This window comes from Gordonia marina (assembly GCF_052036135.1).
Taxonomy (GTDB): Bacteria; Actinomycetota; Actinomycetes; order Mycobacteriales; family Mycobacteriaceae; genus Gordonia.
In genome coordinates this window covers 1-7112 of the sequence record NZ_JBPSDN010000067.1, presented here as the reverse complement: position 1 = coordinate 7112, position 7112 = coordinate 1, and the positions used below count along the sequence as shown (strand labels likewise).

The following is a 7112-nucleotide window of genomic DNA, read 5'->3' as shown; positions in this document are numbered from 1 at the left end:
CAACAATGACAGGCTCCACTCCAGCATCGGCACGGTCCCGCCCGCCGAGTTCGAGTCCGCCTACTACGCCGCCCTCAACCGAGAGCTGCACCCCGTATAGGAGCGGCAGAAAACCTGGGGTGATTCACCGGCGGTATCTGCGGCCCGCCGCGCTGACGGCCTGCGCGGTGGAACTCGTCCTGCTGCTCCTCTGGTTCGCCGCCCGCACCGGCCGGCTCGCCGATCCCGACGCGATCAATCCGGTGTGGGTCTGCACCACGGCCACGATGACCTGTATCGGTGTCGCGGTCACCGCCGGATACCGGGCGGCCATCGCCTACGCGACCGTGCTGGTCACGGTGATGTGGGCGGTCCTCGGTTACGCCCACGCCGGGGAACTGCTGCCGGCCGAGTCGTACCGCTCCGTCGTCAACGGTTCCCTGATCGGTCTCTTCCTCGCGATCGTCGCGGCCTCCATGAAGGCGGCGCGGCAGGTCGACGACGACCACGGCCGCGTGCTCGCGAGTGCCGCGGCGGATGCGGCGGGAGCCGCACGCGCCGAGGAACGCATCCGGGTCGACGCCGTGGTCCGCGACGAGGTGATCGCCGTCCTGCGCACGGTGACGGGTGGCCGGCCCGCCCCTGTGCAGCGCGACCAGGCGCGTCGTGCGCTCGGCGTCCTGCACGGCGCCGAACGCCCGGAACGGCCCGAATTCGTCGACGCGCACACCGCGCATCTGCGGGTCCGGGAGGCCGTCGTGGCGCACGGCGACCACATCGCTGTCGCACTCGACGTCGACGGCGCCGACCACTATCCGCTGGCGGTGGTCGAGGTGCTCACCGAGGCCGTCGGCGAGGCGCTCGGCAACAGTCTCCGGCACGCGGGCGAGGGGGCCTCGCAGGCGGTGGTCGGCTATTTCTCGGACGACGGGATCCGGCTGCGCGTGGTCGACGACGGCGTCGGTTTCGCGCCCGACCGGGTGCCCGCCGATCGCCTGGGCATCGAGATCGGCATCCGCGCGCGCATGGCCTCGGTGCCCGGCGGCGCGGCGTGGGTGCAGAGCGCACCGGGTGAAGGCGCGATGGTGTCGATCCACTGGGAGCGGGCATGACCGCCCGCCCCGATCCGGCGGCACCCGAGGCACCCGACCTGCCGACCCTGATCGGCTTGCGGTCGCCCCTGGTCACCGTCGCCGCCGCGGTGCTGGTGGCCGGCTATGTCATCGCGATGATCGGCGCGTCCGCATCCGCGTCCGGCGGACTCTGGGCCGCGCAGGTGTTCTCGCTCGTGCTGCAAGTGCTGTGCCTGGTCGGCGTGATCGCGATCCCCGCCGACCCCCTCCCGGTCTGGGCGGCCGCGGTGATCGGGGTGGCCTCGCTCTGCGCTCTGGCGCTGGCCTGGTGGCATCTGCCGCACGGATCGCAGTTCTGGGTTCAGGTGACCATGCCGCCGGCGCTCGCCGCCGTCGTCGCCGGCATCGTGGCCATTCGCGGCCGGTTCCTCGTCGCCTGGCTGATGATCGGCGGCACCCTGCTGACCGCGGCCGTCTGGACGCGGTCGCACGGCTATCCGGCCGGGATGGTGGTGCCGATGAGCAACCGGGTGATCGGGACGGTGCTGCCCGCGGTGATCGTCGCCGCCATGATCCGGCCGATCATGGAACTCATGGGTGCCCTGCGCGAACGCGAACTGGCCGCCGTCCGGGCCGGCGCCGCGCGGCGGGCCGCCATCGACGAGCGGGACGAGCGCCTCGCGCAGGTCGCCCGCGAGGCCGGACCGATCCTGGCGCGTATCGCCGACGGCGACAGCTTCACAGAGGAGGAGGCGCTGGCCGTCCGGCTCCTCGAATTCACGCTCCGCGACGAGGTCCGCGGCCGCGGCTGGTACAGCGAGGGCACCCGCGTCGCGGCGGCCGCCGCCCGGTCCCGCGGCGTCACCGTCGCGCTGTTCGACGACGGCGGCCTCGATCTCGACGCGCTCACCGCCGCCGATGCGGAGCGGCTGCGCGGCGAACTGATCCGGGTGCTGCACGCCGCGTCGTCGGGGGCGGTCACGGCCCGCATCCTGCCGCCCGGCCGGGACGAGGTCGCGCTGATCAACGTGGTCGACGGGGAGGTCGTCGGGCGACGGTCCTGCGTCCGGGCCGCGGCGGGGTTGCGCTGGGCGTAGCGGGTCGCCCGGCGCGATCTGTCGCGGATCGTGTCGGGGCCGAAATCCGTCGCGTACTCGACAAGGGATCCGACAGGATCCGCGACGTCTGTCGCTCGGCGGCACGATCCGCGACGGATCGCGCCGCGGACGGCGACGCGCCGGTCACCCTTCGACAGGCTCGGGGAGCGTGTCGGACCAGCTCGGCCGAGCGGGTAGGACCAGCCCAGGAAGCGTGTCGGGGAAGGGTGCCGGCGCGTCGTCGCGGATGCTGCGGGGTCAGTGACCGCCGTGGCTGCCGGCCATCGACGACAGCTGGGTCACGGCGTCGCCGCTGAGCTTCCAGGTGCCGTCCACCTTCACGTAGACCAGCGGGTTGTCGGTCATCTCGACCGGCTGCGGCGCGTGCGGCGACTTCACGGTGATGACGACCTTGGCGGCGTCGTGTCCGTCGACCTTGTCGGTCCCGGTGACCGAGCTGACCGTGTACACGTCCGGGGTGTAGCCGCCGGCGGCCGAGCCCTTGGCGTAGCCGATGATGGCGGCCTTGGTGGCCGGATTGGTGACGTCGACGACGCTGTCGATCTGGTCGGCCGGGGTGGCCGGGTCGACGGCCTTGCGGAGGATCTCCTGGGCCTTGGCCACGTCCAGGCCCTCGACCGCCGACTTGACCGAGTCGGTCGCGGAGGTGGCGGCGGACTTGACCGCGTCGGTCGCCGAGGTGGCGGCGGAACTCGCCTTGGCGGCGGTGTCGTTGTTGTCGCTCGAGCAGCCGGTCAGGGCGATGGCGGCGCCGGCGGCGAGCGTGACGACCGCCAGGACGGGGCGGCGCAGGTTCTTTTGCATAACGGAGGTCCTCCTCGGATCTAGTCAGGTACGCCTAACTTAACCAGAAGGTGGCACGCGCGGCCAGCGCGGGCGGCGGGCGCCGGGCGGTCCTCCGTTCGGGTCGACTTTGTGGCGCGGTGCCTGTCTTGTCGGTGCAGGTCATTAAGATGACTCCATTGCTGGATTGTCGCGCGAGCGACATGGTGCTCGGAGAAGCCGGGGACGCCGTAGCTCGGGAGGAGCGTGATGGGTGTGACGAATCCAGGTCAGGGGCCGTCGGGTGGGGCCCGAACGATCGTGCGGGTCGGTATGGTCGACGACCATCGCGCGCCGGTCTGGGGGATCGAGCGGATCTTCGAACAGCAGCCGGACCTGTCCCTGGTCGCGTCCGCGGCGACGGTCGGCGAACTCCTCGATCAGACCACGGACCTCGACGTGGTGATCCTGGATCTGCGCCTCGGCGACGGCACCACCCCGCGCGAGAACGTCGAACGACTCACCGAGCACGGGATCGGCACCGTCGTCTACACCTCCGGCGAGCATCCGGATCTGCTGCGCTCCGCGGCCCGCGCGGGCACGCTCGGCGTGGTCCTGAAGTCCGCGACCGAGGGCGAGATCATCGACGCCATCCGGGCGGGGGGCCGCGGCGAGGAGGTGCTGACCACCGAGTGGGCGGCCGCGATCGACGGCGATCCGAATCTCGACGCCGTCGAACTGAGTCCCCAGCTCCAGCGCGTGCTGACGTTGTACGCGTCCGGCGGGACGTCGATCAGCGTCGGCCAGGAGCTCGGGGTCTCGCCGGACACGGTCAACGAGTACCTCAAGCGGATCCGGCAGAAGTACGCCGATGCCGGCCGGCCCACCCGCACCAAGCTCGATCTGTTCAAGCGGGCCGTCGAGGACGGCTGGCTCCCGATGCCGCAGCGCTCGCGCCCCGAGTAAGCATGACCGCTGCCACGCCGGACGCCAGCCGGGAGCGCACCCGGATCGTCACGGCGATGGCTCGCTTTCTCGGCGGGGGATTCGTCGCGTACCTGCTGATCTCGATCCCCGACTTCGGGCGTCCGCCGGGAATGGTGGCGGGCTGGTTCACGCCGGTGGCGGTACTTCTGTCCCTCGGGCCGGGTGTCCTGCTGCTCGGCGTCACCTTCGTTCGCCGCGGTGATCGCTACATCGCTCCGCTGGTCTTCGCCTCCGCGGCCGGCTTCCTGCTCGCCGGCGGGCTGTGGTTCCCCGCCTGGACCGGCGCACGGGTGGCCGACGGCGACGTCACCTGGCTGATGACCTTCGCCGGCCTGCCCGCGCTGGCGGTCTCGATGTTCCGGCTGCGCCTGGGCATCGTCGTCCTGGTACTGACGTCGGTGCTGGCCGCGGCAATCAACGCGGCCGGGCGGTCCGGCGGCGCGACGCACCAGTTCGTCTACGAAACCCTGTGGAGCATCGTCTTCACCCTGCCGTTCATGATCGCCGTGCGGTTGCTGGTCCGGACGGGGCGGGTGCTCGACGCCACCCGCGCCGATGCGATCGAGGCGGCGGCCGCGTCGGCGTCGTCCGCCGCCCACGACGCCGAGCGCGCCCGTTTCGACGCCCTCATCCACGACCGGGTGATCGCCACTCTCGTCGCCACCCGCCGCCACGCCGCCGACGCGCGGCTGCCGGAACAGGCGCGGGGCGCGCTCGACGAGCTGAGTCGCCTGGCGGAGGGACCGGATCCGAACGCGCCGGACGTCAGCGTCGTCGGGACCCTCGCCCGGCTGCGCACCTTCGCCACCGCGATCGACCCCGACATTCCGGTCGGGCACCCCGACGATGCGCTCGATCCGTCGGTGCCGCGGTATCCGGATGCCGTGGTGCGGGCGATGGCCGAGGCGATGGGCGAGGCGCTGCGGAACGCGGTGCTGCATGCCGGACCGCACGCCCAGCGTGCGCTGCTGGTCGAGACCGGCGAAGCGTCGCTGATCGTGACCGTCGGCGACAACGGCTGCGGTTTCGACGTCGCCCGGGTGCCACCGGAACGCCTGGGCATGGCGGTGAGCATCCGGGCGCGGATGGACGAACTGCCCGGTGGCAGCGCGACCGTGCGCAGCGCCCCGGGCGAGGGGACCACCGTGGTGCTGCGCTGGGACGGCGACCGATGACGGCCGCCGCGTGGTGGCGGTTCTGGGAGCGCCCCTGGCACGCCGATGCGACCACGATCATGGGGCTGCGCCGCATGCAGGTCTACACCCTCGCGGCGACGCTGATCTGCGCGGCCGCCGCGCTCGGCCTGGCCGCCGGCGGGGTGGCGCGGCCCTGGCTCTACCTGATCGCCTTCGTCCTGAACGCGGTCGCGGTGGTGGTGTTGCTCGAAGCCGGTGGCGACCCGGTGGAGGGGCGGGCCACGGCGGTGATCGTCGGGCTTCCGGTGCTGTCCGTGGTGTGCGCGCTAGCTGCGACCGCGCGCGACGCGCAGTTGGCCGAAGACACGGTGTCCGGCGTCATCGTGACGATCTTCGCGTTCGTCTGCGTGCGCGGCCGGGTGGCCGCGGCGTGGGGTGGGCTGCTGCTCACGGTGCTGATCTCGCTGATCTGCCTGCGCTGGCGCGGGCCGGACGACGGCTTCCTCGGCATTCTGCTGCCCAACGTCGCGGTGCTGGTGATGGCGACCCTGTTCGCGATGATCGTGCGGCCCCGGGCCCGCCAGATCTACGCGCTGCAACTGCGGGCCGAACAGCGCTCGGCCGCCGCGGCCGGTGCCCGGGCGGCGCGCGCGGTGCGCGACCAGCAGATGGCGTACCTCGATCAGCGGGTGCGCCCGATGCTCGAACTGATCGCTTCCGGGGCCGAGATCGACGACGGCCTGGTGGACGAGGCGCAACTGCTCGAAGCCGCGCTTCGCGACCGGATCCGGGCGCCCGGGCTCGACCGCGCGGACCTCGCCGCGGCGGCCTGGGGGGCACGGGCCCGCGGCGCCAAGGTGGTCCTGCTCGACGACCGCACCGGACGCGCCGACGACGACGTCGAGCCGGTGCGGCTGGCCGCGGTGTGCGAGGTGGCCGGGGCCGTACTCGCGGACGTGGATCACGACTGCGTCGTGACCATCCGGCTCCTTCCCGAGCGTCGGGAACGGCTCGCGACCGTCACCGTGGTGCGTGCCGGTGAGATGCGGCGCTGGGCGTTCGACGCCGCCGGAAACCGGGTCGAAGGTCCCGGGACCGCAGACTTCTGACGGGCATCTCCGGTGACTCTTGTCCGCGAGTGGTCGAATGAATGATCGAGTTCGCCCAGCGCGGTGTGCGTCGCGGCGTCGAGCGCGCTTCGCTGACCAGTGGCGACGCCGGCGATGTAACGCTCGTAACTGACTGGTCGATAGGGTTTGGTTGAGACAAGTTGCCGTTTCTGTCCCCTTTTTGGGGTCTTTCACCGGTACGCACCCGTTCCTAACCTGTGAATACCCTGTGCGGCGCCCGTGGAGATCAGCTCCTTCGCGACGGCGCCCGGCCTGCTTTCGGGCCCGGGGACTCAGGGGAGGGAACGCACGTGACTGTGACGGCAGCCGAGATCGCACGGGACTACGAGGAAGCGCCGATCCGCGGGCCGCGGACCGGTGTCCTGCGGGTCGTGAGCGCGCAGGCAGCCGGTGCATCCGGCCCGGTGCCGGAGGTGCGGCGCCCCGCGCTGTCCGACCGGGAGATCGAGGTGCTCCTCGCGTGGCTCGCGGCCGACTCGAAAGAAGAGGCGGCCGACCAGCTGTTCATCTCCGCGTCGACCGTCAGCACGCACATCTCGCGTATTCGCGCCAAATACGTCAGCCTCGGCCGCCCCGCGCCGACCAAGGCGCACCTGCTGGCCCGCGCGCTCCAGGACGGATACACCACGCTCGTCGAGTGGTGAGCTGCTTCGCCGGCTGAGCCGGGCGGAGGAACGAAGTGACGATGCCCGTGTCGAAGTCGCGTCGCTCAGCTGGTGGGTTGGCTTCGACGCGATCTGCGCCTGGCGGCTTGATCGGCTCAGTCGGCTGTGGTGGCTTGATCGGCTCGGCCGGCTGTGGGGGGGTGTCCCTATGACACTTGTCAAGCCGCGGCGGGTACGGGTGCTCGGTAGGGTTCGCGGTTCTTGATCATGGCGTAGAGGACGTCGCAGCGGCGGCGGGCGAGGCAGATGAGTGCGGCGTTGT

General features: G+C 71.8%; 7 protein-coding genes. 6 read left to right on the top strand and 1 reads right to left on the bottom strand.

Annotation, left to right across the window (positions count from 1 at the left end):
- Positions 1 to 119: 119 nt before the first annotated feature.
- Both ACSEEN_RS21130 and ACSEEN_RS21125 read left to right on the top strand, forming a co-directional pair.
- The gene (locus ACSEEN_RS21130) at positions 120 to 1091 is read left to right on the top strand and encodes a sensor histidine kinase (protein WP_440714230.1); all 972 of its coding nucleotides are present in this window, start codon (positions 120 to 122) and stop codon (positions 1089 to 1091) included.
- Complete coding sequence (locus ACSEEN_RS21125) at positions 1088 to 2149, top strand: DUF8320 family protein (protein ID WP_298441186.1); 1062 nt, start codon at positions 1088 to 1090, stop codon at positions 2147 to 2149. Before ACSEEN_RS21130 ends, ACSEEN_RS21125 begins: the two co-directional genes overlap by 4 nt.
- A gap of 258 nt (positions 2150 to 2407) precedes the next feature.
- Here ACSEEN_RS21125 and ACSEEN_RS21120 read toward each other — a convergent pair whose 3' ends face one another.
- Complete coding sequence (locus ACSEEN_RS21120) at positions 2408 to 2974, bottom strand: MTB12 C-terminal domain-containing protein (protein WP_440714229.1); 567 nt, start codon at positions 2972 to 2974, stop codon at positions 2408 to 2410.
- A 228-nt stretch (positions 2975 to 3202) separates the two neighbouring features.
- Here ACSEEN_RS21120 and ACSEEN_RS21115 point away from each other — a divergent pair, with 228 nt between their 5' ends.
- The 4 genes from ACSEEN_RS21115 (at position 3203) to ACSEEN_RS21100 (ending at position 6829) form a co-directional block, all read left to right on the top strand.
- Entirely contained in the window at positions 3203 to 3898 is a 696-nt protein-coding gene (locus tag ACSEEN_RS21115; protein ID WP_440714228.1) for a response regulator transcription factor, read from the top strand.
- 2 nt (positions 3899 to 3900) lie between these two features.
- On the top strand, positions 3901 to 5094 hold the full coding sequence (locus ACSEEN_RS21110; protein ID WP_440714227.1) for a sensor histidine kinase: 1194 nt from the start codon (positions 3901 to 3903) through the stop codon (positions 5092 to 5094).
- Positions 5091 to 6164, top strand: coding sequence for a DUF8320 family protein (locus ACSEEN_RS21105; protein WP_440714226.1), 1074 nt, complete (start codon positions 5091 to 5093; stop codon positions 6162 to 6164). Before ACSEEN_RS21110 ends, ACSEEN_RS21105 begins: the two co-directional genes overlap by 4 nt.
- Before the next feature lie 383 nt (positions 6165 to 6547).
- Positions 6548 to 6829: a response regulator transcription factor gene (locus ACSEEN_RS21100; protein ID WP_440714231.1), complete on the top strand. Its 282-nt coding sequence runs from the start codon at positions 6548 to 6550 to the stop codon at positions 6827 to 6829.
- Positions 6830 to 7112 lie beyond the last annotated feature (283 nt).

What these genes read in the sequence shown, in the direction of transcription:
- ACSEEN_RS21125 (WP_298441186.1), top strand. Translation starts at nt 1,088, where the DNA reads ATGACCGCCCGCCCCGATCCGGCGGCACCCGAGGCACCCGACCTGCCG.
- ACSEEN_RS21120 (WP_440714229.1), bottom strand. Translation starts at nt 2,974, where the DNA reads ATGCAAAAGAACCTGCGCCGCCCCGTCCTGGCGGTCGTCACGCTCGCC.
- ACSEEN_RS21115 (WP_440714228.1), top strand. Translation starts at nt 3,203, where the DNA reads ATGGGTGTGACGAATCCAGGTCAGGGGCCGTCGGGTGGGGCCCGAACG.
- ACSEEN_RS21110 (WP_440714227.1), top strand. Translation starts at nt 3,901, where the DNA reads ATGACCGCTGCCACGCCGGACGCCAGCCGGGAGCGCACCCGGATCGTC.
- ACSEEN_RS21105 (WP_440714226.1), top strand. Translation starts at nt 5,091, where the DNA reads ATGACGGCCGCCGCGTGGTGGCGGTTCTGGGAGCGCCCCTGGCACGCC.